Origin of the sequence: Pseudomonas fontis (assembly GCF_028656955.1) — a bacterium.
Taxonomy (GTDB): Bacteria; Pseudomonadota; Gammaproteobacteria; order Pseudomonadales; family Pseudomonadaceae; genus Aquipseudomonas; species Aquipseudomonas fontis.
The window spans coordinates 13,751-38,881 of the sequence record NZ_JAMDGY010000061.1; the positions used below are offsets into that span (position 1 = coordinate 13,751).

The following is a 25,131-nucleotide window of genomic DNA, read 5'->3' on the forward strand; positions in this document are numbered from 1 at the left end:
ATGCCTCAGACCAAACACCCTGCAAATGAGCCACAAACGCTCACCAGCGTGATCCTTGCGCCACTCTCACCGCGCCCCGCCGATGCCCATAAAGGGCAATTCGGCCATGTGCTGGTGGTGGGCGGGGATCGTGGCACTGGCGGCGCGGCCTTGCTCGCCAGCGAAGCGGCCTTGTGCTGTGGCGCCGGCCTGGTCTCGGTCGCGACCCGCAGCGAGCATGTGGCGGCGGCTGTGGCGCGCTTGCCGGAGGTGATGTGCCTGGGCGTGCATTCGGCCAACCAGTTGATGGCGCCGGTCGAGCGCGCCTCGGTGTTGGTGGTAGGTCCGGGCCTGGGTCAGGCCGCCTGGGGGCGTAGCCTGTTGTCGGCAGTGGCCAATGCGCCCATGCCGCAGGTCTGGGATGCCGATGCCTTGAACCTCCTGGCCCGCTCGCCGCTGCCGCTGGCCAAGGGCAGTGTCATCACGCCGCATCCAGGGGAGGCTGCGCGCCTGCTAGGGTTATCCACAGAAGCGGTGCAGGTCGACCGGCCGAGCGCTGCGCGCAAGCTGGCGCGCAAATACGGCGCGGTGTGCGTGCTCAAGGGCGCCGGCACGTTGATCGCCGACCCCCATGGCCAGTTGGCGCAGTGCCTGCGTGGTCACCCGGCGATGGCCGGTGCCGGCCTGGGCGATGTGCTCAGCGGCGTGCTCGGGGCGCTGCTGGCCCAGGGCATGACCGCTTGGGAAGCCGCCTGCCTGGGCGTCTGGCTACATGCCTGTGCCGGTGAACGGCAAGGTTTGCTGGGGCGGGGGCTGGCGGCCAGCGACCTGATCCCGGCTATTCGACAGTTATTGGAGGAGCATTCAGCGTGTCAGGCGTAACCCTGTTTTTGGCCGATGAACAGGCCATGGTCGATTTTGGTGCGCGTATCGCCCAGACGACCGGCGGTCATGGCGTGATTTTCCTTGAGGGTGACCTCGGAGCCGGTAAAACCACCTTGTCACGGGGCATCATCCGTGGACTGGGGCATGTCGGTGCAGTGAAAAGTCCTACCTTTACCGTGGTTGAACCCTACGAAATTGGCGACCTCCGCGCCTTCCACTTCGACCTCTATCGCCTCGCCGATCCGGAGGAACTGGAGTTCATGGGTATCCGCGATTACTTCGAAGATGATGCCTTGTGCCTGTTCGAATGGCCCGATAAAGGGGCGGGCATTTTGCCAAAGCCGGACCTGACCATTACCATAAGCCCCCAGGCGGACGGACGTTCGCTGAACTTGTCTGCGCAAAGTGCGCGTGGCAAGGCCTGGTGTGCTGCTCTGGCTGTGGAATTCAAATAGAAAATGGGGAAGGGTATGCGCTTTCGCGCGCTGGTTGCCGTCGTAGGACTGCTTCTTACGGCAGTAACAGTTGAGGCTTTTGCCGTCACGCAAGTCAAAAGCGTACGTTTATGGCGAGCGCCAGATAACACACGGCTGGTTTTCGACCTTTCCGGGCCGGTGCAGCATAGCGTCTTCACCCTCACGGCCCCTGATCGCCTGGTGATCGACATCAACGGCGCCACCTTGGCGGCGCCGCTGAACGTGTCCACCTCCAATACGCCGATCACCAGCGTGCGCTCTGCGCAGCGCACCCCCACCGACCTGCGGGTGGTGATCGACCTGAGCAAATCGGTCACGCCGAAGAGTTTCGTCCTGGCGCCGAACGCCCAGTACGGCAACCGCCTGGTGGTCGACCTGTTCGACCAGGACCCGGACGCCAACCCGCCAACGCCTGCACCTACCGTTGCTACGGCCCCGGCCCCAGCGGTGCCGGTAACCCCTGCGCAGCCGGCGATCAAGCTGACTCCGGTGCCCAACGGCAAGCGTGACATCGTCATCGCCATCGACGCCGGCCACGGCGGCGAAGACCCGGGTGCTTCCGGTTCGCGTGGCCAGCATGAAAAAGATATCGTGTTGCAGATCGCCAAGGAGCTGCAGCGCCAGATCAATACCGAGAAGGGCTTCCGCGCCGAGTTGACGCGTACCGGCGACTACTTCATTCCGCTGCGCAAGCGTACCGAGATCGCCCGCAAGAAGGGCGCCGACCTGTTCATCTCGATCCACGCCGACGCCGCGCCGTCCAAGGCCGCCTTCGGTGCTTCGGTGTTCGCCCTGTCCGACCGTGGTGCCACCTCCGAGACCGCGCGCTGGCTGGCCGACAGCGAAAACCGTTCCGACCTGATCGGCGGTGCTGGCAACGTCAGCCTCGACGACAAGGACCGCATGCTGGCCGGGGTGCTGCTCGACCTGTCGATGACCGCCTCGCTGAGCTCCAGCCTGAACGTCGGGCAGAAGGTGCTGGGCAATATTGGCCGGGTCACCTCGCTGCACAAACGTCGCGTGGAGCAAGCCGGATTCATGGTGCTGAAGTCGCCGGACATCCCGTCGATCCTGGTGGAAACCGGCTTCATTTCCAATGCCAACGAGGCGTCGAAACTGTCCACCAGCGGCCATCAACAGGCGCTGGCGCGTTCGATCCACAGTGGTGTGCGCCAGTTCTTCCAGCAAAACCCGCCGCCGGGTACCTACGTGGCCTGGCTGCGTGACAACGGCAAGATTGCTCAGGGCCCGCGTGACCATACCGTGCGCCCTGGGGAAACCCTGGCGATGATCGCCGTGCGCTATCAGGTCAACGTGGCCAGCCTGCGCAGTGCCAACAACCTCAAGACCGACGAGTTGAAGGTCGGTCAGCACCTGGACATCCCGTCGACGGCCTTGGCGGCGCAGCAATGAGCAGCAGCGCGCGTATCGAGCTGCTCAGCCCGCGGCTCGCCAACCAGATTGCCGCCGGTGAGGTGGTCGAGCGCCCGGCTTCGGTGATCAAGGAGCTGTTGGAAAACAGCCTTGATTCCGGTGCCCGGCGCATCGATGTCGAGGTCGAGCAGGGCGGCGTCAAGCTGCTGCGGGTGCGCGACGACGGCGGCGGTATCGCTGCCGACGACCTGCCGCTGGCCCTGGCGCGCCACGCCACCAGCAAGATCCGCAACCTGGAAGACCTCGAGCAGGTGATGAGCCTGGGGTTTCGTGGTGAAGCCCTGGCCTCGATCAGCTCGGTGGCCCGCCTGACCCTGACCTCGCGTACCCGTGAGGCCAGCGAAGCCTGGCAGGTGGAAACCGAAGGTCGCGACATGGCCCCGCGCGTGCAGCCTGCGGCGCACCCGGTGGGTACTTCGGTGGAAGTGCGCGACCTGTTCTTCAATACCCCGGCCCGGCGCAAGTTTCTCAAGACCGAGAAAACCGAGTTCGACCACCTTCAGGAAGTGATCCGGCGCCTGGCGCTGGCGCGCTTTGACGTGGCCTTCCACCTGCGCCACAACGGCAAGAGCATCCTCAGCCTGCATGAAGCCCACGACGAGATCGCCCGCGCCCGCCGGGTGGCTTCGATCTGCGGCGCGGGTTTCCTGGAGCAGGCGCTGCCGATCGAGATCGACCGCAACGGCCTGCGCCTGTGGGGCTGGGTAGGTTTGCCGACCTTCTCGCGCAGCCAGGCCGATCTGCAGTATTTCTTCGTCAACGGCCGCGCGGTGCGCGACAAGCTGGTCGCCCACGCGGTGCGCCAGGCCTATCGCGACGTGCTGTTCAACGGCCGGCACCCGACCTTCGTGTTGTTCCTTGAAGTCGACCCGACCGGCGTTGACGTCAACGTGCACCCGACCAAGCACGAAGTGCGTTTCCGTGACGGGCGCATGGTGCACGATTTCCTGTATGGCACCCTGCACCGTGCGCTGGCTGATGTACGCCCGGAAGATCACCTGGCCGCGCCAGCCCCGGGGCAGGACATGGTCAAGCCAAGCGGCCTGGAGGCCGGCGAGTTTGGCCCGCAGGGCGAGATGCGCCTGGCCGCCAACCTGCTGGAACAGCCGCAGGCCCAGCCCGCCGCGTACCCGCCTGCTTCGGGCGGTGGTTCGGGTGGCAGCTATCAATACCAGTACACCCCACGGCCAACGTCGAGCGTGCCGACGGCCGAGGCCCAGGGGGTGTACCGGGAGTTTTTCGCGCCGCTTGCAGAGTCTGCGGCCACTGCGCTGCCGCAAGGCCAGGGTGATATTCCGCCACTGGGCTATGCGCTGGCGCAGCTCAAGGGCATCTATATCCTCGCGGAAAACGCCCAGGGCCTGGTGCTGGTGGACATGCATGCCGCCCATGAGCGGATCATGTACGAGCGCTTGAAGGTGGCGATGGCCAGCGAAGGCCTCAGCGGCCAGCCGCTGCTGGTGCCAGAATCCCTGGCCTTGAGCCAGCGCGAAGCCGACTGCGCCGAAGAGCATGCCGAATGGTTCCAGCGCCTGGGCTTCGAGCTGCAGCGCCTGGGCCCGGAAAGCCTGGCGATCCGGCAGATCCCGGCGCTGCTCAAGCAGGCCGAAGCCAATCGCCTGGTGCAGGACGTGCTGGCCGACCTGATGGAATACGGCACCAGTGACCGGATCCAGGCGCACCTTAACGAACTGTTGGGCACCATGGCCTGCCACGGCGCCATCCGCGCCAACCGGCGCCTGGCAATCCCGGAAATGAACGGCCTGCTGCGCGACATGGAAAACACCGAGCGCAGCGGTCAATGCAACCATGGCCGACCGACCTGGACCCAAATGGGTCTGGACGATCTGGACAAACTGTTCTTGCGCGGTCGCTGATATGGCAGGTTCGAAACCTCCAGCAATATTCCTGATGGGCCCGACTGCTGCGGGCAAGACCGACCTGGCCATCGAGTTGACCAAGGTCTTGCCGTGCGAGCTGATCAGCGTCGACTCGGCACTGGTCTATCGCGGCATGGACATTGGCACCGCCAAGCCCGCCAAAGAAGTGCTGGCTGCGCATCCGCACCGCCTGATCGACATTCTCGACCCTGCCGAAAGCTATTCCGCTGCCGATTTTCGGCGCGATGCGCTGGAGGCGATGGCCGATATCACCGCCCGCGGCAAAATACCGCTGCTGGTCGGTGGCACCATGCTCTATTACAAGGCCTTGCTCGAAGGCCTGGCCGATATGCCGCCTGCCGACCCGCAGGTGCGCGCCGAGCTTGAGGCCGAGGCGCAGCGCCTTGGCTGGCAGGCGCTGCACGACCAACTGGCGGCAGTCGACCCGGTTTCCGCAGCGCGCATCCATCCCAACGACCCGCAGCGGCTGGTTCGCGCGCTGGAGGTGTACCGGGTCAGTGGCATGACGATGACATCACATCGTGAGCGTCAATCGGCCCAAAGTAGCGATGCAGGCGCGTCCGGCGCCGGACAATTGCCCTATACTGTCGCCAGCCTGGCAATCGCACCGCAGGATCGAAACATCCTGCATGAACGTATTGCGCTACGATTTGGGCAAATGCTGGAACAGGGCTTCGTTGACGAGGTCCGATCGCTGCGGGCCAGAAGTGACTTGCATGCGGGGCTACCGTCTATACGGGCAGTCGGGTATCGCCAGGTTTGGGATCACCTTGATGGCAAGCTGAATTCAGTGGAAATGCAGGAGCGCGGCATCATTGCCACTCGCCAATTGGCGAAACGGCAATTTACCTGGTTGCGCAGTTGGGCTGACCTGCACTGGTTGGACAGCCTGGATTGCGACAATCTGCCGCGCACCTTGAAATACCTTGGAACGGTCTCCATATTGGGCTGAGTCCTTGCAATTGCCGTCTATCCTTGGGGGTGGGGCGGTTTTAGCCATCAGTTTTTTAGTTTTTTTACTATTGATCCTTACAGGAGTGCGGCATATGTCAAAAGGGCATTCGCTACAAGACCCTTACTTGAATACTTTGAGAAAAGAAAAAGTTGGGGTTTCGATCTATCTCGTTAACGGCATCAAGCTGCAAGGCACGATCGAATCCTTCGACCAGTTCGTGATCCTGCTGAAGAACACCGTGAGCCAGATGGTTTACAAACACGCTATCTCGACAGTTGTTCCAGTGCGCCCGATCCGTCTGCCAAGCGCAGCCGATGGTGAGCATGGCGACGCTGAGCCAGGTAACGCCTGATAGGAGTCTGCTTTGTTCTTTGAGCGCCACGGTGGTGGTGAACGAGCGGTCCTCGTTCACTTGGAAGGTCAGAGCCCTGAGGCGCGCGAAGACCCGCAGGAGTTCCGGGAGCTGGCATTGTCGGCCGGTGCCGATATTGTCGCGTTCGCCAATGTGGCGCGACACCAGCCCACAGCAAAATTCCTGATTGGCAGCGGCAAGGTCGAAGAATTTCGTGACCTGGTCAAAGCCGAACAGGCCGACATCGTGATTTTCAATCACACCCTCACGCCGAGCCAGGAACGTAACCTCGAACGCATTTTCGAGTGTCGCGTGCTGGACCGTACCGGCCTGATTCTCGACATCTTCGCCCAGCGCGCACGTACGCACGAAGGCAAGTTGCAGGTCGAGCTGGCGCAGCTCGAACACATGAGCACGCGGCTGGTTCGCGGCTGGACTCACCTTGAGCGGCAAAAAGGCGGTATCGGCCTGCGCGGCCCGGGTGAAACCCAGCTGGAAACCGACCGACGCTTGTTGCGGGTTCGCCTGCGGCAGATCAAGGCGCGTCTGGAGAAGGTTCGCAGCCAGCGTGAACAGGCACGGCGCGGGCGCAAGCGCGCGGATATCCCTTCAGTGTCCCTGGTGGGTTATACCAACGCCGGCAAATCGACCCTGTTCAACGCCCTGACCCAGTCCGAGGTGTATGCCGCCGACCAGCTCTTCGCCACCCTCGACCCGACCTTGCGCCGGCTCGAGCTGGATGACGTCGGGCCGATCGTGCTGGCCGACACCGTGGGTTTCATCCGTCATCTGCCGCACAAGCTGGTCGAGGCATTTCGGGCTACGCTCGAAGAGTCGAGCAACTCCGACCTGTTGCTGCATGTGATCGACGCCCATGAGCCTGATCGCCTGGAACAGATCGAGCAGGTGATGGCGGTGCTCGGCGAGATTGGCGCCGAAGGCTTGCCGATCCTTGAGGTGTATAACAAACTCGACCTGCTTGAAGGTGTCGAGCCGCAGATCCAGCGCGATGCCGATGGCAAGCCGCAACGGGTCTGGGTGTCGGCTCGCGACGGTCGCGGCCTGGAGCTGGTAGGCCAGGCCATTTCCGAGTTGCTGGGGGATGACCTGTTCATCGGTACCCTGCGCCTGGAACAGCGCTTTGCCCGTTTGCGTGCGCAGTTCTTTGCGCTCGGTGCGGTGCAAAGCGAAGAGCATGACGAAGAAGGCAGCAGTTTGCTGGCGGTGCGGGTGTCCCGGGTCGAGTTCAATCGCCTGGTCAGCCGTGCAGGCATCGAGCCTGATGTGTTCATCGAGCAACACACTTTGCAATAAAAGCCCGGGCAAGCGGCCGGGCAGCCGTGACAGGCATTCTGTAGCATTGGACGGCGCGCCGTGGGCGCGTCTTTGCTTTATCAGATGGAGAGCGCTATGGCTTGGAATGAGCCGGGTGGCAACTCGAACAATCAGGATCCTTGGGGTGGTCGCCGCGGCGGTGGCGACAAGAAAGGGCCACCGGATCTCGACGAGGCCTTCCGCAAGCTGCAGGATAGCCTGAACGGCATGTTCGGCAGTGGCAAAAAACGTGGTGGCGACAGCGGTGGCGGCAAGGGCGCTGGCTTCGGCCTGCTCGGTGTCGGCCTGGCCGTATTGGCAGCCATCTGGCTGTACAGCGCCGTGTACGTTGTCGATGAACAGGAGCAGGCAGTTGTCCTGCGCTTCGGTAAATACTACGAAACCGTAGGCCCGGGCCTGAACATCTACTTCCCGCCCATTGATCGCAAGTACATGGAAAACGTGACGCGTGAGCGTGCGTATACCAAGCAGGGGCAGATGCTGACCGAAGACGAGAACATCGTCGAGGTGCCGCTGACCGTGCAATACAAGATCAGCAACCTGCAGGACTTCGTCCTGAACGTCGACCAGCCTGAAGTCAGCCTGCAACACGCGACCGACAGTGCGCTGCGCCACGTGGTGGGTTCCACCGCGATGGACAAGGTGCTGACCGAAGGCCGTGAGCAGATGGCTGTCGAGATCAAGGAGCGTCTGCAACGCTTCCTCGACACCTACCGTACCGGTATCACCGTTACCCAGGTGAACGTACAGAGCGCGGCAGCCCCGCGTGAAGTGCAGGAAGCCTTCGATGACGTGATCCGTGCCCGTGAAGACGAGCAGCGTGCGCGTAACCAGGCCGAGTCCTACGCCAATGGCGTGGTGCCGGAAGCCCGTGGTCAGGCGCAGCGCATCATCGAGGATGCCAATGGCTACCGCGATGAAGTGATCTCCCGTGCCAAGGGTGAGGCCGACCGCTTCACCAAGCTGGTAGCCGAGTACCGCAAGGCGCCTGAAGTTACCCGTCAGCGTCTGTACCTGGACACCATGCAGGAAGTCTACAGCAACACCAGCAAGGTCCTGGTTTCCGGTAAGGACGGCCAGAGCAACCTGCTCTACCTGCCGCTGGACAAGATGATCGACAGCAGCCGTTCGGGCGCAGCCCCGGTCAGCAGCGTGCCGCCATCGGCCAACGATGCGGCCAATCGCGCAGCAGCGGACCAGCAACAGCAGAGCCGCGAACTGCGTACTAGGGAGAGCCGCTGATGAGCAATAAATCGCTGATCGCCCTGATCGTTGGCGTGGTGCTGGCGATCGTGGCATGGAACAGCTTCTACATTGTGTCCCAGACCGAACGCGCAGTACTGCTGCAATTCGGTCGCGTGGTCCAGGCCGATGTCCAGCCTGGCCTGCACGTGAAAGTGCCGTACGTTAACCAGGTGCGCAAGTTCGACGCCCGGCTGATGACCCTTGACGCTCCGACCCAGCGGTTCCTGACCCTGGAGAAGAAGGCGGTGATGGTTGATGCCTACGCCAAATGGCGGGTGAAGGACGCCGAGCGCTTCTATACCGCTACCTCGGGTATGAAGCAGATTGCCGACGAGCGTCTGTCGCGTCGTCTGGAAAGCGGCCTGCGTGACCAGTTTGGTAAGCGCACCCTGCACGAAGTGGTCTCCGGTGAGCGTGACGCGTTGATGGCTGACATCACCGCCTCGCTGAACCGCATGGCCAGCAAGGAACTGGGTATTGAAGTGGTCGACGTTCGCGTCAAGGCCATCGACCTGCCCAAGGAAGTAAACCGCAGCGTGTTCGAGCGTATGAGCACCGAGCGTGAGCGTGAAGCCCGCGAACACCGCGCCAAGGGTAACGAATTGGCCGAAGGTATTCGTGCCGATGCCGACCGTCAGCGCCGTGTACTGCTGGCTGAAGCCTATCGTGAGTCTGAAGAGACCCGCGGTGACGGCGACGCCCAGGCCGCTTCGATCTACGCCAAGGCTTACGGCCAGGATCAGGAGTTCTACGCGTTCACGCGTAGCCTGAAAGCCTACCGTGAGAGCTTTGCCGAGAAGTCTGATGTACTCGTGCTCGACCCGAGCAGCGAGTTCTTCAAGTTCATGGGCAAGGTCAAACCGTAAGCTGAGCACCCCGCCGGGCGGCTAAAACGTCTGGTGGGGTGATCCCGCGTGAAAACGGGTGTATGATGCGGCAGCCGGGAAATTCCCGGCTTTTTTGCGTCTGCAAGATCGATTGGCTGCAGCGCGGCCCACGAAGGCAGTGCAAATCAGGTTATTCGAGGGTGTAGGTACGGCGGTAGCGCTGGAATCGGTGCTGCGCGCCATAGTTTGCCGACACCTGCTTTACTCAAGGCTCGCCTGTGGACAGGCCGCCCGGACCAAGGGGAAATGGCGTAATGGCAACGGTAGACCGCTGGCTGCTGCCAGATGGCATCGAAGAAGTACTGCCACCTGAGGCGGCGCGTATCGAAATCGCGCGTCGTCAGGTGTTGGATCTGTTCCAGAGCTGGGGCTACGAGTTCGTCGTAACCCCGCATATCGAGTACCTGGAATCGCTGCTCACCGGTGCCGGCCAGGACCTGGACCTGCGTACCTTCAAGGTCGTCGACCCGCAATCGGGCCGGCAGATGGGCTTCCGGGCCGACATCACGCCACAGGTGGCGCGCATCGATGCGCACACCCTGCGCCGTGAAGGCCCGAGCCGCCTGTGCTACGCCGGTAGCGTGCTGCACGCCCAACCGCGTGCGCTGTCGACCTCGCGCAGCCCGATCCAGCTCGGTGCCGAGCTGTATGGCGATGCGAGCCCGGTCAGTGACGTCGAGGTGATCAGCCTGATGCTGGCCATGCTGCAACTGGCCGACGTGCCGGATGTGCACATGGACCTCGGGCATGTCGGGATCTACCGTGGCCTGGCCCGTGCCGCGAGCCTGCCGGCTGCGGTCGAGCAGCAGCTGTTCGATGCCCTGCAGCGCAAGGCCGTCGACGAAGTGATCGCCCTGACCGCCGATTTGCCGGCGGACCTGGCGAGCATGCTGCGTTCGCTGACCGAGCTGTGCGGTAGCCGCGAAGTGCTGGCCGAGGCGCGCGTGCGCCTGGGCCGTGCGCCGGCTGCGGTACTGGCTGCGCTGGATGACCTGCTGGCGATTGCCGACCGGTTGGCCGCGCGGTACCCGGACCTGCCGTTGTATTTCGACCTGGGCGAGCTGCGTGGCTACCACTACCACACCGGTGTGGTGTTTGCCGCGTTCGTCCCGGGTGTTGGTCAGTCGATCGCCCAGGGCGGTCGTTACGACGACATCGGAGCAGACTTTGGCCGGGCACGTCCCGCCACGGGCTTCTCCACGGATTTGAAGACCCTGGTCACACTGGGGCGAGCCGAGGTCGTGTTGCCGTCTGGCGGGATCTGGATGCCCGACAGCAGCGATACGGCACTCTGGCAGTTGGTCTGCCAATTGCGCAGTGAGGGTCAGCGGGTGGTCCAGGCCTTGCCTGGGCAGCCGGCTAAAGCCGCCATCGAGGCGGACTGCGATCGGCAATTGATTCAGCAAAACGGGTCTTGGCAGGTTCTGCCGCTGACCATTTGAGATTTCCCGCCGGCACGAGCCGGCGCCAAGTTTGCGCGAATGAGGACAAGTGTTATGGGTAAGAATGTCGTAGTCCTGGGCACCCAATGGGGTGATGAGGGCAAAGGCAAGATCGTTGATCTGCTGACCGAACATGCTGCCGCCGTAGTGCGCTACCAAGGTGGCCACAACGCGGGTCACACCCTGGTGATCGACGGTGAGAAAACCGTACTTCACCTGATCCCGTCGGGCGTCCTGCGCGAAGGCGTGCAGTGCCTGATCGGCAACGGTGTGGTGGTTGCTCCCGACGCCCTGCTGCGCGAGATCACCAAGCTGGAAGAGAAAGGCGTACCGGTGCGCGAGCGCCTGCGTATCAGCCCGTCCTGCCCGCTGATCCTGTCCTACCACGTGGCCCTGGACCAGGCCCGCGAGAAAGCCCGTGGCGAGCTGAAGATCGGCACCACCGGTCGCGGCATTGGCCCGGCGTACGAAGACAAAGTCGCCCGTCGTGGCCTGCGCATCGGTGACCTGTTCCACCGCGAGCGTTTCGCCGCCAAGCTGGGTGAGCTGCTGGACTACCACAACTTCCAGCTGGTCAATTACTACAAAGAGCCGGCCATCGACTTCCAGAAGACCCTGGACGAGTGCATGGAATACGCCGAGCTGCTCAAGCCGATGATGCTCGACGTCACCGCTGAGCTGCACAACCTGCGTCGCGCCGGCAAGGACATCATGTTCGAAGGTGCCCAGGGCTCGCTGCTGGACATCGACCACGGTACCTACCCGTACGTCACCAGCTCCAACACCACTGCTGGCGGCATCGCTACCGGTTCGGGCGTTGGTCCGATGTACCTGGACTACATCCTGGGTATCACCAAGGCCTACACCACCCGTGTAGGTTCCGGCCCGTTCCCGACCGAACTGTTCGATGACGTTGGTGCCTTCCTGGCCAAGCGTGGCCACGAGTTCGGTGCTACCACCGGCCGTGCCCGCCGTTGCGGCTGGTTCGATGCCGTCATCCTGCGTCGCGCCATCGACGTCAACAGCATCTCGGGCCTGTGCCTGACCAAGCTGGACGTGCTGGACGGCCTGGAAACCATCCGTATCTGCGTTGGCTACAAGAACGAGAACGGCGCGGTCATCGACGCACCGACCGATGCCGACAGCTACATCGGCCTGGAGCCGGTGTACGAAGACATGCCGGGCTGGAGCGAGTCGACCCTGGGTGCCAAGACCCTGGAAGAACTGCCGGCTAACGCCCGTGCCTACATCAAGCGTGTGGAAGAGCTGGTCGGCGCGCCGATCGACATCATCTCCACTGGCCCGGACCGCAACGAGACCATCGTGCTGCGTCATCCGTTTGCCTGATACACGTTCTGTGTAAACACAAAGGCCCCTTTATAGGGGCCTTTGTCGTTTCTGCCTGCTGTTCGGCACAACCTTTGCTGTAAGAATCGCTCCAGGGATGCCATCACTATAATGGCCCCAGAAGTAGAGGGTTCTTTTGTGTCTGCCGTTCTCTCACTGTTACGAAGCCGCCTATTGCGGCCTGTCTTTGTTGCCCTTGGTATCGCTCTTTTGGTGCAGGTGCTGGTTGCCGTTGCGCTGACACGGAGCACGGTCACTGCGCTGGAGGCCGATCTGGGCAATCGCCTGGGTGCGGACAGCCAGAAGCTGTCGGCTGAGTTGGAGCAGGCGGGGCAGGAGGTCAGCTCCGGGCTCGACAGCCTGTCCTCGAGCACTCGCCAGCGCCTGACCACCGGTTTGTCGGCGCGTCTTGGCGACGAGCAGGCGCAACTGCGCACTACCCTTGAGAAGAACCTCAAGGACTCGGCCAACGACATGGCCGAGTTGCTCGCCTCTGTTGCCCCGCGCGCCATGTGGGACAACGACGTGCCGACGCTCTCGGAATTTTCCCGGCGTGCCCAGCGCAATCCCAACGTATTGTTCGTGGTGTACGACGACGCCCAGGGTGAGCACCTGACCCGTTACCTGAACCGGCAGAACCCGATCAACCAGGCTTTGCTGGAAAAAGGTAAGGGCGAGCGGGCGCTGGACAAGGTACTGGACGCCGCGCGCAGCGATCCATCAGTGTACTTCGTCGAGGCCTCGGTCAACCCCAATGGGGTCGAGATCGGCAAGGTATTGATGGGGGTGTCCACAGCCTCTGTCGAACACGAGCTGATGGCGTTGGACCAGCGTTTCTCCGCGCTGATCGCCAGTGGTGACCAGCTGGTTGCCGACAGCCTGGTAGGTGCGGCGGCCGACAGCAACAAGGCCCTGCGTGCGCGCCTGGAAGCTGCGCAGGCCAGTGCCGCGGGCATGCAGGCCAACACCACGCAGAGCGTTCAGGAGGCGGCAGCCGCCCTGCGTTGGAATATCGGCCTCGGCCTGGCGCTGGTCGGCCTGGGGGTGTTGCTGGTGGTGGCGGTGGTGCTGGGCCAACGCGTAGTGAACAAGCTGCGTTTGCTGATTACCGCGTTGAACGATTTGGCGGCGGGTGAGGGCGACCTGACCAAGCGCGTGCAGATCGACAGCCGCGACGAGATTGGCGACATGGCCAAGGCGGTCAACCAGTTCGTCGACAAGTTGCAGCCGATCGTGCGTGAGGCGGGGGAGGTTGCCCAACGTACCGGCATCGAGATTGGCACCATGACCCAGCGTAATGCCGGAGCTGATGCTGCCGCCGAGCTGCAGCGCGATGAAGTAGCCGAGAGCCTGCGTGCGTTGTCGACCATGGCCGACGAGGCCCAGGCGGAAAGCCAGGCGATGCAGGCGGCCTTGCAGCAGGTGGTGGATATTCGTCGGGCTACTGACGAGAACAGCCGGACCTCGGCGCAGGTCGCGGCGTTGATCGAGACGCTGGCGGGGCAGGTGCAGACCGGCTCCAAGGTGATCGAGCGGCTGGCTGAGCAGAGCGAGCAGATCGAGGTGGTGCTGACGGTGATCCATGGCATTGCCGAGCAGACGAACCTGTTGGCCTTGAACGCGGCGATTGAAGCGGCGCGTGCCGGCGAGACCGGGCGTGGCTTTGCGGTGGTGGCGGATGAAGTGCGGGCGCTGGCGAGCAAGACGCAGAGTTCCACTGGCGATATCCAGGCGCATATCGGTGCCTTGCAGCAGGGGGCCAAGGAGGCAGTGGCGGTGATCAGCCAGGCTGGGCGTCAGGCCAGCGAAGGGTTGTTGGTGCTGCGTGACAATGCGCGCGTGCAGCAGAGCGTGCAGGCCTCGGTAGAGCAGGTGCACGCAGCCATCGGGCTGGCGACGCGGGCGGCCGAGCAGCAGGCACAGGGTGCGCAAGCGGTGCGAGGCCGGGTCGAGACGATTCATGCCCAGGCTGAGCGGGCGGCGCAGGTAGTGATGCAGACCACGGCGAGCAGCAAGGTGCTGGATGATCTGGCGGGCCAACTGAAGGCCAGCCTGGGGCAGTTCAGGGCTTGAGGTGATGCCTTTTCCCTGTGGGGTGCAGCCGACTGAGTGGTGGTGGCTGGACTCTTGACCGAGGGGCTGAGCTCCCCATTCGGCCCTACGCTTCTATGTAGCCGCTGCCGTCAGGCTGCGCTCGCCTGCAACGCAGGCGCCGCCCTTGGGAGCCCTCGCGGGCTCCAGCGCAGCCTACCGGCAGCGGCTACAGATATTCTCAGGCCCGGTTGAGGTACATCCGGGTGGTCAGCAGATACACCGGCAACCCCGACACCACAATCAACAACGCCGCATAAGGCGCCGCCGCCGCGAACTCGACGTTGGCGGTATGTGCCCACACCTCGGTCGCCAGCGTGGTCATCCCGGTCGGGCTCAACAGCAGGGTCGCCGTCAGCTCCTTCATCGCATCCAGGAACACCAGCGCAAACGCTGCCGCCAGTGCCGGGAAGATGATCGGCAGGGTCACCCGGCAGAACGCCGTGAACGAGGTCGCGCCCAGCGTGCGCGCCGCCTCTTCCAGCTGTGGCGCCGCCTTGGTCAGCGCCGTGCGCACCGGCGCCTGGGCCAGCGGCAGGAACAGCAGCGCATAGGCCAGCAGCAGCAACCCGGTGGTCTGGTACATCGCCGGCACATAGTGCAGGGCGAAATACACCAGTGTCAGGGCGATCACCAGCCCCGGCAGCGCGTGCAGCAGGTAAGGCAGGCGCTCGGCCCAGATCGCCAGCTTGCCTTTGTAGCGCACCACCAGGAAGCTCACCGGCAAGGCCAGCAGCAAGCTCACCCCGGCGCCGCCCAGCGACAACGACAGCGAGGTGAACAGCGCCTCGCTGATCGCCGCCACCGGGAAGGCTGCCGATGAGCCGACGCTCAGCCAGTAACCTAGCATCCCCAGCGGGATACCGCTGCCCAGCAAGGCCAGCACCAGGCACAACAACTGCGCCAGCGGCGTCCAGCCACGCAGGCGAATCGGCGCGGCGCGGCGTGCCACGCCCTGGCCAATCCGCACATGCCGGGCCTTGCCACGCACCTTCAATTCGAACCACAGCAGCATCAGGCACATGAACAGCAATACCGCCGAGAGCATCGCCGCATTGGCGTTGCTGAACTCCAGCTCGAACTGCTGGTAGATCGCCGTGGTGAAGGTCTGCAGGCCAAGGATCGACAGCGCGCCGAACTCCACCAGCATGTGCAGGGCGATCAGCAGGCTGCCACCGAGAATCGATGGCCACAGCGGCGGCAGTGTCACTTTCCTGAACACGCCCCAGCGGTTGAAGCCCAGCGTGCGGGCCGACTCCTCCAGGGAGGTATCGAGGTTGCGCAGGGTGGCCGCCACCGGCAGGAACACCAGCGGGTACTTGGACAGGGCCATCACCAGGATTGCTCCACCCAGGCCTTCGAAGCGCGGGCTGAGCGACACCCAGGTAAATCCGCTGACAAAGGCCGGCACGGCGAATGGCAGGCACAGGATCACCCCCCACAGGCGCCGCCCTGGCAGGTCACTGCGCTCCAGCAGCCAGGCCAGGGCCAGGCCGATCACCATGCACGCCGCCGTCACCCCGGCCATCAGCATCAGGGTGTTCTTCATCAGGCCCCAGACGAACGGCCGCCAGAGCAGACGAAACGCTTCATGCCAACCTGCCTGCCACGCCTTGAGGCTGACATAGGCCAGCGGCAGCAGGCTCAGGCACACCAGGAACAGCACCGGCAGCACCACCCAGATCGAAGGGCGCTTGCGCCGGGGTACGAAGCGGGATAACGCCTGTTCAGGCAGCGCGGCACTCATCAGAGCAGGCCGACTTCGCGTTCAAGCTCCAGGGCTTCTTCGGCATTGCCCAGGTCGGCTGGGGTGATCTTCGGCGGACGCAGGTCTTCGAACGGCTTCAGGCCCTGGTCGGAAACCATGCCCTTGTGCAGCGGGTACTCGGCAGTGGTCTGGGTGATCACCCGCTGGCCTTCTTCGCTGGCCATCCAGGCGAGCAGTGCCTGGGCTTCCTGCGGATGCTTGCTGGCTTTCACCGCTGCAGCGCTGGAGATGGTCACCAGGCCGCCAACGTCACCGTCAGCCAGGTAGTACAGTTTCGAGTCCAGCTGGCCGCGCTCTTTCTTCAGGGCGTACCAGTAGTAGTTGTTCACCAGCACGGCAGCGACTTCACCGTTTTCCACGGCTTTAAGTGCAACCATGTTGTTGGTGTAGGTCTTGCCGAAGGCCTTGAGGCCAGTCAGCCATTCTTCGGCAGCATCACGCCCGTGCAGTTTGAGGATGGCCACGGCCTGCTCCTGGAATGCACCGCTGGTCGGGACGAAGCCGATCTTGCCGTCCCATTCAGGGTTGGCGAAATCCATGACCGAGGGCGGCAGGTCGGTTTCGGCGATTACTTTCGGGTTGAAGGCCACCACGCGGGTACGTGCCGTCACGCCCATCCAGGTGCCGTTGCTGGCGACGTATTCCTTGGGCAGCACTTGCAGGGTGCTGTCGTCGATCTTGGCCAGCAGGCCTTTTTCGCCAAGGTTGTTCAGCGGAGGCGATTCTTCGGTGTAGATGACGTCGGCCGGGGAGCGGGCGCCTTCTTCCTCGATCTGGCTGGCCAGCTGGTTGCTGCTGCCCTTGCGAATATTGATGTGGATGCCGGTCTTGGCCTCGTAGGCCTTGGCGATGGCTTCGCCGATTTCCTTGTGCTGACCATTGTAGAGGGTCAGGGTCACCGGGTCGGCGGCCAGGGCGGCCGGTGCGCCGAGCACCAGGCCAAACAGCGAAACGGCCAGGCCGCGCACAATCGGGTTATTGCGGATCGTCATGCGGGTACTTCCTCGCTTGCGGGCTACAAATCTTGAAACAATGATAAACGATATGGTTTCTCAAGTACGCCCCTGAGGCGAAATTCATGAGCAGGCTATCGGTTCAAATGGGGGCAGTTTTGTGCTGCAAGTGGGGGAGGGGTAAATCGCAGGCATAAAAAAACCCGCTTTCGCGGGTTTCTCTAGAATATGGTGCCCAGAAGAAGACTCGAACTTCCACGACCGTAAGGTCACCAGCACCTGAAGCTGGCGTGTCTACCAATTTCACCATCTGGGCAAATTTGAAGCTTTGTAACAAGAAACAGTGTAGCGTGTTGCGTTAATTCCAGACCCATGAAGCGATCTGCAATTTGAAATATGGTGCCCAGAAGAAGACTCGAACTTCCACGACCGTAAGGTCACCAGCACCTGAAGCTGGCGTGTCTACCAATTTCACCATCTGGGCAATTTCGCTGAGGCTACCAGGATGTTGACATCCTTCCGCTTCTCAACTGTCACGACGGCGTCCGTCGTTGTGGTGCGCACTATACGGATGCCTCAGGAGGCTGTAAAGCCCCGTTCGGAAAAAATCTGAAATTTTTCAAGTCATTGTTCCGTGTGCAGTTTTGGCGGCACTCAGGGTGGCTTGACAGGGCTGTCCAAGCTCTATATTTCCGGTTTCAATGCGCCTATGCCAAACTAACCCGTATATAGACAAAGGTGAACCTTTCCTAATGGCCGATTGGCAGTCCCTCGATCCCGAGGCCGCTCGTGAAGCGGAAAAATACGAAAACCCCATTCCTAGCCGTGAGCTGATCCTGCAGCGTCTCGACGAGCGCGGTTCTCCCGCCGCACGCGAACAGCTGGTGGAAGAATTCGGCCTGACCACCGAGGACCAGGTTGAAGCCCTGCGTCGCCGCCTGCGCGCCATGGAGCGTGACGGCCAGCTGATCTACACCCGGCGTGGCACCTATGCCCCGGTGGACAAGCTGGACCTGATCCTCGGTCGCATTTCCGGCCACCGCGACGGTTTCGGCTTCCTGATCCCGGACGACGGCACTGAAGACCTGTTCCTCAGCCCGGCGCAAATGCGCCTGGTGTTCGATGGCGACCGGGCGCTGGCCCGGGTTTCCGGCGTTGATCGCCGCGGCCGTCGTGAAGGCGTCATCGTCGAAGTGATCTCCCGCGCCCACGAAACCATCGTCGGCCGCTACTTCGAAGAAGGCGGCATCGGCTTCGTGACCCCGGATAACCCCAAGGTCCAGCAGGAAGTGCTGGTCACGCCGGGGCGCAGCGGTGCTGCGAAGATCGGTCAGTTCGTCGAGGTGAAGATCACCCACTGGCCAACCCCGCGCTTCCAGCCGCAGGGCGACATCGTTGAAGTGATCGGCAACTACATGGCGCCGGGCATGGAAATCGACGTGGCGCTGCGCAGCTTCGACATCCCGCATGTCTGGCCTGAAGCGGTGATCAAGGAAGCACGCAAGCTCAAGCCGGAAGTCGAAGAGAAGGACAAGGAAAAGCGCATCGACCTGCGCCACCTGCCGTTCGTCACCATCGACGGCGAAGACGCCCGCGACTTCGACGATGCGGTCTACTGCGAGAGCCTGGGCAAACTGCGCCTGTTCTCCGGTGGCTGGCGCCTGTACGTGGCCATTGCCGACGTTTCGAGCTACGTGCGCCTGGGCTCTGCCCTGGATGCCGAAGCCCAGGTGCGCGGCAACTCGGTGTACTTCCCCGAGCGCGTCATCCCGATGCTGCCTGAAGAACTCTCCAACGGTCTGTGCTCGCTGAACCCGCACGTCGACCGTTTGGCGATGGTCTGTGAAATGACCATCAACAAGTCCGGCCAGATGGTCGACTACCAGTTCTACGAAGCGGTGATCCACTCCCATGCCCGCCTGACCTACAACAAGGTCAGCAGCATGCTCGAGCAGGCCCGCACCCGTGAAGGCAAGGCCCTGCGCGATGAATACAGCGGGGTTGTGCCGCACCTCAAGCAGCTCTATGCGCTGTACAAGGTGTTGCTCGACGCCCGTCACGCACGTGGCGCCATCGACTTCGAAACCCAGGAAACCCGGATCATTTTCGGTTCCGAGCGCAAGATCGCCGAGATTCGCCCAACTATTCGCAACGATGCGCACAAGTTGATCGAAGAGTGCATGCTCGCCGCCAACGTGGCCACCGCCGAATTCCTCAAGAAGCACGAGATTCCGGCCCTGTACCGGGTGCACGACGGCCCGCCGCCGGAGCGCCTGGAAAAACTGCGAGCCTTCCTCGGTGAGCTGGGCTTGAGCCTGCAGAAATCCAAGGACGGCCCGTCGCCCAAGGATTACCAGGCCTTGCTGGCGCAGATCGCTGATCGCCCGGACTTCCACCTGATCCAGACCGTGATGCTGCGCTCGCTGAGCCAGGCGGTGTACAGCGCCGAGAACAATGGCCACTTCGGCCTGAACTATGAGGCGTACACCCACTTCACTTCGCCGATCCGTCGTTACCCGGACCTGCTGACCCACCGCGCCATTCGCAGTGTGATCCGCTCGCGTCAGGAAACCCCGCACGTCAAGCGTGCCGGTGCGATGACCATTCCGAAAGCGCGGATCTACCCGTACGACGAAAACACCCTGGAGCAGTTGGGCGAGCAGTGCTCGATGAGCGAACGCCGCGCCGACGAAGCCACCCGTGACGTAGTCAACTGGCTCAAGTGCGAGTACATGAAGGATCGCGTTGGCGAGACCTTCCCGGGTGTGATCACTGCGGTGACCGGTTTCGGCCTGTTCATCGAGCTGACCGACATCTACGTCGAAGGCATGTGCCACGTAAGTGCGCTGCCGGGTGATTACTACCATTACGATCCAGTGCATCACCGCTTGGCGGGCGAACGCACCGGTCGTAGCTTCCGCCTGGGCGACACGGTGGAAGTGAAGGTCATGCGGGTAGACCTGGAGCAGCGCAAGATCGATTTCGAGGTGGCTGAAAAGACCCTCAATGCGCCTATCGGTCGCAAGAATCGTGATGCGCGTGACTCGACGGCCCCGGTAAAAGCTGCGCCGCATTCGGCCAAGCAAGCACCGGCCCCGGCACCCGCTGCGGCCACTGCCGAGCCTGCGCGTCGCACCAGCAAGAAAAAAGAAACTGCCGAAGCCTATTTCCCTTCCCAGGCGGCGGAGAACAACGCCGAAGTTCGCAAGAGCCGGGAAATGAAGAAGGCGCTGATGGCCGATGCCAAGAACGGTGGCGCAGCCAGCAAGGCGGCCAAGCCGTCGGGTAAGCCGACCAAGCATCGCAAGGGGCCGCCGAAAGCCGGTTCCGCTTCACGTAAACCCAAGGCCAAGTCATGAGTCAGTTGGAAAAGATCTACGGCGTTCACGCCGTAGAAGCCCTGTTGCGGCATCACCCCAAGCGGGTCAAGCAGATCTGGCTGTCCGAGGGTCGCAACGACCCGCGGGTCCAGCCGCTGCTGGAGCTGGCTGCGCAAAACCGGGTGACGGTCGGCCAGGCCGAGCGTCGCGAGATGGATGCCTGGGTTGAAGGCGTGCACCAAGGCGTTGTCGCCGAGGTAAGCCCGAGCCAGGTGTGGGGCGAGGCGATGCTCGAAGAGCTGCTTGATCGCTCCGAAGGCGCGCCACTGTTGCTGGTGCTGGACGGCGTGACCGACCCGCACAACCTCGGTGCCTGCCTGCGTACCGCCGATGCGGCCGGTGCGCTGGCGGTGATCGTGCCCAAGGACAAGTCGGCAACCCTGACCCCTGCGGTGCGTAAAGTGGCGTGCGGCGCGGCGGAAGTGATTCCGCTGGTGGCGGTGACCAACCTGGCGCGCACCCTGGAGAAACTCCAGCAGCGCGGCCTGTGGATCGTCGGCACGGCGGGTGAGGCAGAGCAGGAAATCTACCAGCAGGACATGACCGGCCCAACCATCCTGATCATGGGTGCCGAGGGCAAGGGCATGCGCCGCCTGACTCGCGAGCACTGTGACTACCTGGTGAAGCTGCCGATGGCCGGTAGTGTCAGCAGCCTCAACGTCTCGGTGGCGACGGGCATCTGCCTGTTCGAAGCCGTGCGTCAGCGCCAGGCCAAAGCCAAGGGCTGAGTTGTTTTTGCAGCCAATCGCGGGGCCAGCCGGCTCCCACAGAGCCCCTGCAAGCCTTGAAAGCTGCAGCAGGCCCAGTGGGGGCGGGCTGGTCCCGCGATGCGTTTAAGTTGTACAAATATTCACCAATTGCCTTGCGTGTGGCCCGGCCCTTCTCTACAATTGCGCCCCTTGCCGTACAGGTAGGCGCGCATGTGCCTCCGGTACCCAGGCAAGACATACAGTGTCATTCACTCCTTGTCTGACCACCCTGGTGGCAGACTACAACCCGTAAGGAGCATTCATGCGTCATTACGAAATCATCTTTCTGGTCCACCCTGACCAGAGCGAGCAAGTCGGCGGCATGGTTGAGCGTTACACCAAGCTGATCGAAGAAGACGGCGGCAAAATCCACCGTCTGGAAGATTGGGGCCGTCGTCAACTGGCCTACGCAATCAACAATGTTCACAAGGCTCACTACGTGATGCTGAACGTTGAGTGCACTGGCAAGGCCTTGGCCGAGCTGGAAGACAACTTCCGCTACAACGATGCCGTGATCCGTAACCTGGTCATCCGTCGCGACGAAGCCGTTACTGGCCAGTCCGAGATGCTCAAGGCTGAAGAAAACCGCAGTGAGCGCCGTGAGCGTCGCGACCGTCCTGAGCACGCTGACTCCGCCGATGGCGATGACAGCGACAACAGCGACAACAGCGATAACGCTGACGAGTAATCCACGGACCTTTTGAGGAGCCTATTACATGGCACGTTTCTTCCGTCGTCGTAAATTCTGCCGCTTCACTGCTGAAGACGTGAAAGAGATCGATTACAAAGATCTCAACACCCTGAAAGCTTACGTATCCGAAACCGGCAAGATCGTTCCAAGCCGTATCACCGGTACCAAAGCTCGTTATCAGCGTCAGCTGGCTACCGCTATCAAGCGCGCCCGCTTCCTGGCCCTGCTGGCTTACACCGACAGCCACGGCCGCTGAGACCGGGTCGTCGACAAGTAGCAAGGGAATGAATGCATGCGGGCGTTAGCTGATTTCATCATGCGCGGTCGCGTGCAGGCCACCTTGGTGGTCGTTGGTTGTGCGGCATTGCCGCTGTTGTTCTGGTTGAGTGCCGCTGCTGGCAGCCTTGTGCTGCTGCGGCGTGGTTTCAAGGATGCCTCCGGGATCCTCGCCTGGGCGTTATTGCCGGCGTTGGCCTGGTGGTTCTTCGGCGAACCGCGCACCTTGATGGTGTTGCTGGGGACGCTGGGTCTGGCCGCTGTATTGCGTGCCGGGCACTCCTGGAACCGGGTGCTGTTGTTCAGCATCGCCTGGGGCCTGGTGTACGGGGTTGTTCTGGGTTCGGTGTTCCGCGAACCGATCGAGGCATTGGCGCAAGCGATTGAAAAAATCCTGCCGCAAATGCTCGACGGGCTCTACCAACAATTGTCGGTAGAGGAGCGGGCCCGCCTTGGCGGCCTTATTGCACCGGTGCTTACCGGCCTGATTGCAGCGTTGATGCAGGCAGTCAGTGTGATGGCCCTGATGTTGGGTCGCTACTGGCAAGCCAGTTTGTATAACCCGGGAGGCTTCGGGCGCGAGTTTCGCGACGTTCGCCTGCCGCTGCTGCCAGCGTTGGTACTGCTGGCGTGCATGCTCATCGGGCCGAATTTCGGTCCACAGATGGCCATGTTGACGCCGTTGTGCAGTGTGCCGCTGGTGTTTGCCGGCCTAGCCCTGATTCACGGGCTGGTCGCGCAAAAGCGACTGTCCAGGTTCTGGCTGGTGGGGTTGTACGTAACGCTGGTGCTGTTCATGCAGCTGACCTATCCGTTGCTCGTGGTCTTGGCCATTGTCGACAGCCTGATTAATTTTCGCGGGCGCCGGGTGTCGAACGACACCGATAACGGTTCCGCGAACGGTGAAGGTTAAAAGTTAAGAGGTTTTTACCAAATGGAACTGATCCTGCTGGAAAAAGTCGCCAACCTGGGCAACCTGGGCGACAAGGTAAATGTTAAGGCCGGTTACGGTCGTAACTTCCTGCTGCCATTCGGCAAAGCCACCGCTGCTACCGCTGCCAACCTGGCTGCGTTCGAAGAGCGTCGTGCTGAGCTGGAAAAACTGGCTGCAGAGAAAAAAGCTTCGGCTGAAACCCGCGCTGCCCAACTGGCCGAGCTGGAAGTGACTATCACTGCCACCGCCGGTGACGAAGGCAAGCTGTTCGGTTCGATCGGCACCCACGACATCGCTGATGCCCTGACCGCCTCCGGCGTTGAAGTGGCTAAAGCTGAAGTTCGTCTGCCGAACGGCACCATCCGTAACGTTGGCGAATACGACGTAGCCGTGCACCTGCACAGCGACGTTGAAGCTACCGTTCGCGTGGTTGTTGTCGCAGCCTAAGCTGGACCAATCGACTGGCACCCTGGGTGCCAGACGGTTAACATCGGGCACGATCCTGCTTTGCAGGTCGTGCCCTTTGTTTTTCTCAATACCCTGATTTCCAAGTGGCCATGAACGAGATTACCGCCCCCGAGCAATATGATCTGCAAACCGCTGCCCTGAAGGTGCCGCCGCATTCCATCGAGGCCGAACAGGCTGTGCTCGGTGGCTTGATGCTGGACAACAACGCCTGGGAGCGAGTGCTCGATCAAGTTTCCGACGGCGACTTCTACCGGCATGACCACCGCCTGATCTTCCGGGCAATCCACAAGCTGGCCGACCTCAACACCCCCTTCGACGTGGTCACGCTGCACGAGCAGCTGGACAAGGAAGGGCTGAGTACGCAGATCGGCGGCCTGGGTTACCTCGGCGAGCTGGCCAAGAACACCCCGTCGGTGGCCAACATCAAGGCCTATGCGCAGATCGTGCGCGAACGTGCCACGCTGCGCCAACTGATCAGCATCAGCAGCGAGATCGCCGACAGCGCCTTCAACCCGCAGGGGCGCAATGCCGCCGAGATTCTTGACGAAGCCGAACGGCAGATCTTCCAGATCGCCGAAGCACGGCCCAAGACCGGCGGCCCGGTGGGCGTCAACGAGCTGTTGACCAAGGCCATCGACCGGATCGACACGCTGTTCAACTCCGACAGTGACATCACCGGTATCTCCACCGGCTACACCGACCTCGACGCGAAGACCAGCGGCCTGCAACCGGCTGACCTGATTATCGTCGCCGGCCGTCCGTCGATGGGTAAGACCACCTTCGCGATGAACCTGGTGGAAAACGCAGTACTGCGCAGCGACAAGACCGTCCTGGTGTACTCCCTCGAGATGCCAGGCGAATCGCTGATCATGCGTATGCTGTCCTCGCTCGGGCGTATCGACCAGACCAAGGTGCGTTCCGGTCAATTGGACGACGACGACTGGCCGCGCCTGACCTCGGCGGTCAACCTGCTCAACGACCGCAAGCTGTTCATCGACGATACCGCCGGCATCAGCCCCTCGGAGATGCGCGCGCGTACGCGCCGCCTGGTGCGTGAGCACGGCGAGATCGGCATGATCATGATCGACTACCTGCAATTGATGCAGATCCCCGGCTCCAGCGGCGACAACCGGACCAACGAGATTTCCGAGATCTCGCGTTCCCTGAAGGCCCTGGCCAAGGAATTCAACTGCCCGGTCATCGCCCTGTCGCAGTTGAACCGTTCCCTGGAGCAGCGCCCGAACAAGCGCCCGGTGAACTCCGACTTGCGTGAATCCGGTGCAATCGAGCAGGACGCCGACGTGATCATGTTCGTCTATCGTGACGAGGTGTATCACCCGGAGACCGAGCACAAGGGCATTGCCGAGATCATCATCGGCAAACAGCGGAACGGCCCGATCGGCTTTATCCGCCTGGCGTTCATCGGCAAGTACACACGCTTCGAAAACCTCGCGCCGGGCAGTTACAACTTCGACGACGACGAGTAAGCGCGCTGAGAGCAAATCCGACCTTTAACGTCGGATTTGGTCAATTTTTGTGCTATATTCCGCGCCCGCGATTTTCCTGCACATTAAAAACCGGTC

At 62.4% G+C, this 25,131-nt stretch carries 20 protein-coding genes, 2 tRNA genes and 2 pseudogenes; 20 read left to right on the top strand and 4 right to left on the bottom strand.

The annotated features are described in order from the left end of the window. From M5G11_RS19055 to M5G11_RS27650, 13 genes and pseudogenes are all read left to right on the top strand, one after another. Positions 1-861 carry an NAD(P)H-hydrate dehydratase gene (locus M5G11_RS19055; protein ID WP_273910740.1) on the top strand — a complete coding sequence of 287 codons (861 nt, stop codon included), beginning with the start codon at positions 1-3 and terminating at the stop codon, positions 859-861. Continuing rightward, the gene (gene tsaE / locus M5G11_RS19060; RefSeq protein ID WP_273910741.1) at positions 849-1,319 is read left to right on the top strand and encodes a tRNA (adenosine(37)-N6)-threonylcarbamoyltransferase complex ATPase subunit type 1 TsaE; all 471 of its coding nucleotides are present in this window, start codon (positions 849-851) and stop codon (positions 1,317-1,319) included. Before M5G11_RS19055 ends, tsaE begins: the two co-directional genes overlap by 13 nt. A 3-nt stretch (positions 1,320-1,322) precedes the next feature. Further along, positions 1,323-2,753 (top strand): N-acetylmuramoyl-L-alanine amidase, encoded by a 1,431-nt coding sequence (locus tag M5G11_RS19065; RefSeq protein ID WP_273910742.1) that lies wholly within the window; start codon positions 1,323-1,325, stop codon positions 2,751-2,753. Further along, a complete protein-coding gene (gene mutL / locus M5G11_RS19070; protein WP_273910743.1) occupies positions 2,750-4,651 on the top strand; it encodes a DNA mismatch repair endonuclease MutL in 1,902 nt (633 codons plus the stop codon). Before M5G11_RS19065 ends, mutL begins: the two co-directional genes overlap by 4 nt. A gap of 1 nt (position 4,652) precedes the next feature. Then, positions 4,653-5,627, top strand: coding sequence for a tRNA (adenosine(37)-N6)-dimethylallyltransferase MiaA (miaA, locus tag M5G11_RS19075; RefSeq protein WP_273910792.1), 975 nt, complete (start codon positions 4,653-4,655; stop codon positions 5,625-5,627). Positions 5,628-5,721: 94 nt separating this feature from the next. Next, a complete protein-coding gene (gene hfq, locus M5G11_RS19080; RefSeq protein WP_273910744.1) occupies positions 5,722-5,982 on the top strand; it encodes an RNA chaperone Hfq in 261 nt (86 codons plus the stop codon). A gap of 12 nt (positions 5,983-5,994) precedes the next feature. Continuing rightward, the gene (gene hflX, locus M5G11_RS19085) at positions 5,995-7,296 is read left to right on the top strand and encodes a ribosome rescue GTPase HflX (protein ID WP_273910745.1); all 1,302 of its coding nucleotides are present in this window, start codon (positions 5,995-5,997) and stop codon (positions 7,294-7,296) included. A 96-nt stretch (positions 7,297-7,392) separates the two neighbouring features. After that, entirely contained in the window at positions 7,393-8,559 is a 1,167-nt protein-coding gene (hflK, locus tag M5G11_RS19090) for an FtsH protease activity modulator HflK (protein WP_273910746.1), read from the top strand. Further along, positions 8,559-9,428 (top strand): protease modulator HflC, encoded by an 870-nt coding sequence (gene hflC, locus M5G11_RS19095; protein ID WP_273910747.1) that lies wholly within the window; start codon positions 8,559-8,561, stop codon positions 9,426-9,428. The genes hflK and hflC overlap by 1 nt, the downstream gene beginning before the upstream one ends. 275 nt (positions 9,429-9,703) lie before the next feature. Next, the gene (locus M5G11_RS19100) at positions 9,704-10,891 is read left to right on the top strand and encodes an ATP phosphoribosyltransferase regulatory subunit (protein ID WP_273910748.1); all 1,188 of its coding nucleotides are present in this window, start codon (positions 9,704-9,706) and stop codon (positions 10,889-10,891) included. A 54-nt stretch (positions 10,892-10,945) separates the two neighbouring features. Beyond that, positions 10,946-12,238 (top strand): adenylosuccinate synthase, encoded by a 1,293-nt coding sequence (locus M5G11_RS19105; RefSeq protein ID WP_273910749.1) that lies wholly within the window; start codon positions 10,946-10,948, stop codon positions 12,236-12,238. A 954-nt stretch (positions 12,239-13,192) separates the two neighbouring features. Then, positions 13,193-13,405, top strand: a pseudogene (locus M5G11_RS27645) (methyl-accepting chemotaxis protein); the annotation flags it as partial. A gap of 396 nt (positions 13,406-13,801) precedes the next feature. Next, positions 13,802-14,311 (top strand): annotated as a pseudogene (locus M5G11_RS27650) (methyl-accepting chemotaxis protein); the annotation flags it as partial. Between the two features lie 199 nt (positions 14,312-14,510). Here M5G11_RS27650 and M5G11_RS19115 read toward each other — a convergent pair. The 4 genes from M5G11_RS19115 to M5G11_RS19130 form a co-directional block, all read right to left on the bottom strand. Next, positions 14,511-16,076 (bottom strand): ABC transporter permease, encoded by a 1,566-nt coding sequence (locus M5G11_RS19115; RefSeq protein ID WP_273910751.1) that lies wholly within the window; start codon positions 16,074-16,076, stop codon positions 14,511-14,513. Further along, positions 16,076-17,089, bottom strand: coding sequence for an extracellular solute-binding protein (locus M5G11_RS19120; RefSeq protein ID WP_273910752.1), 1,014 nt, complete (start codon positions 17,087-17,089; stop codon positions 16,076-16,078). The genes M5G11_RS19115 and M5G11_RS19120 overlap by 1 nt, the downstream gene beginning before the upstream one ends. A gap of 190 nt (positions 17,090-17,279) precedes the next feature. Next, a tRNA-Leu gene (locus M5G11_RS19125) sits at positions 17,280-17,366 on the bottom strand. Between the two features lie 81 nt (positions 17,367-17,447). Next, positions 17,448-17,534, bottom strand: a tRNA-Leu gene (locus M5G11_RS19130). Positions 17,535-17,802: 268 nt separating this feature from the next. Between M5G11_RS19130 and rnr the strand changes: the two genes are divergently transcribed. The 7 genes from rnr (at position 17,803) to dnaB (ending at position 25,035) form a co-directional block, all read left to right on the top strand. Then, a complete protein-coding gene (rnr, locus tag M5G11_RS19135) occupies positions 17,803-20,409 on the top strand; it encodes a ribonuclease R (protein WP_273910753.1) in 2,607 nt (868 codons plus the stop codon). Beyond that, positions 20,406-21,158, top strand: a complete 753-nt coding sequence (gene rlmB, locus M5G11_RS19140) for a 23S rRNA (guanosine(2251)-2'-O)-methyltransferase RlmB (protein ID WP_273910754.1) — start codon at positions 20,406-20,408, stop codon at positions 21,156-21,158. Before rnr ends, rlmB begins: the two co-directional genes overlap by 4 nt. Before the next feature lie 283 nt (positions 21,159-21,441). Next, complete coding sequence (gene rpsF / locus M5G11_RS19145; RefSeq protein WP_273910755.1) at positions 21,442-21,867, top strand: 30S ribosomal protein S6; 426 nt, start codon at positions 21,442-21,444, stop codon at positions 21,865-21,867. Between the two features lie 28 nt (positions 21,868-21,895). Further along, a complete protein-coding gene (gene rpsR / locus M5G11_RS19150) occupies positions 21,896-22,126 on the top strand; it encodes a 30S ribosomal protein S18 (protein WP_002551829.1) in 231 nt (76 codons plus the stop codon). Positions 22,127-22,162: 36 nt separating this feature from the next. Beyond that, positions 22,163-23,059, top strand: coding sequence for a YybS family protein (locus M5G11_RS19155; RefSeq protein WP_273910756.1), 897 nt, complete (start codon positions 22,163-22,165; stop codon positions 23,057-23,059). A 21-nt stretch (positions 23,060-23,080) separates the two neighbouring features. After that, positions 23,081-23,527, top strand: coding sequence for a 50S ribosomal protein L9 (rplI, locus tag M5G11_RS19160; protein ID WP_045196876.1), 447 nt, complete (start codon positions 23,081-23,083; stop codon positions 23,525-23,527). Between the two features lie 110 nt (positions 23,528-23,637). Continuing rightward, positions 23,638-25,035 (top strand): replicative DNA helicase, encoded by a 1,398-nt coding sequence (dnaB, locus tag M5G11_RS19165; protein WP_273910757.1) that lies wholly within the window; start codon positions 23,638-23,640, stop codon positions 25,033-25,035. Positions 25,036-25,131 lie beyond the last annotated feature (96 nt).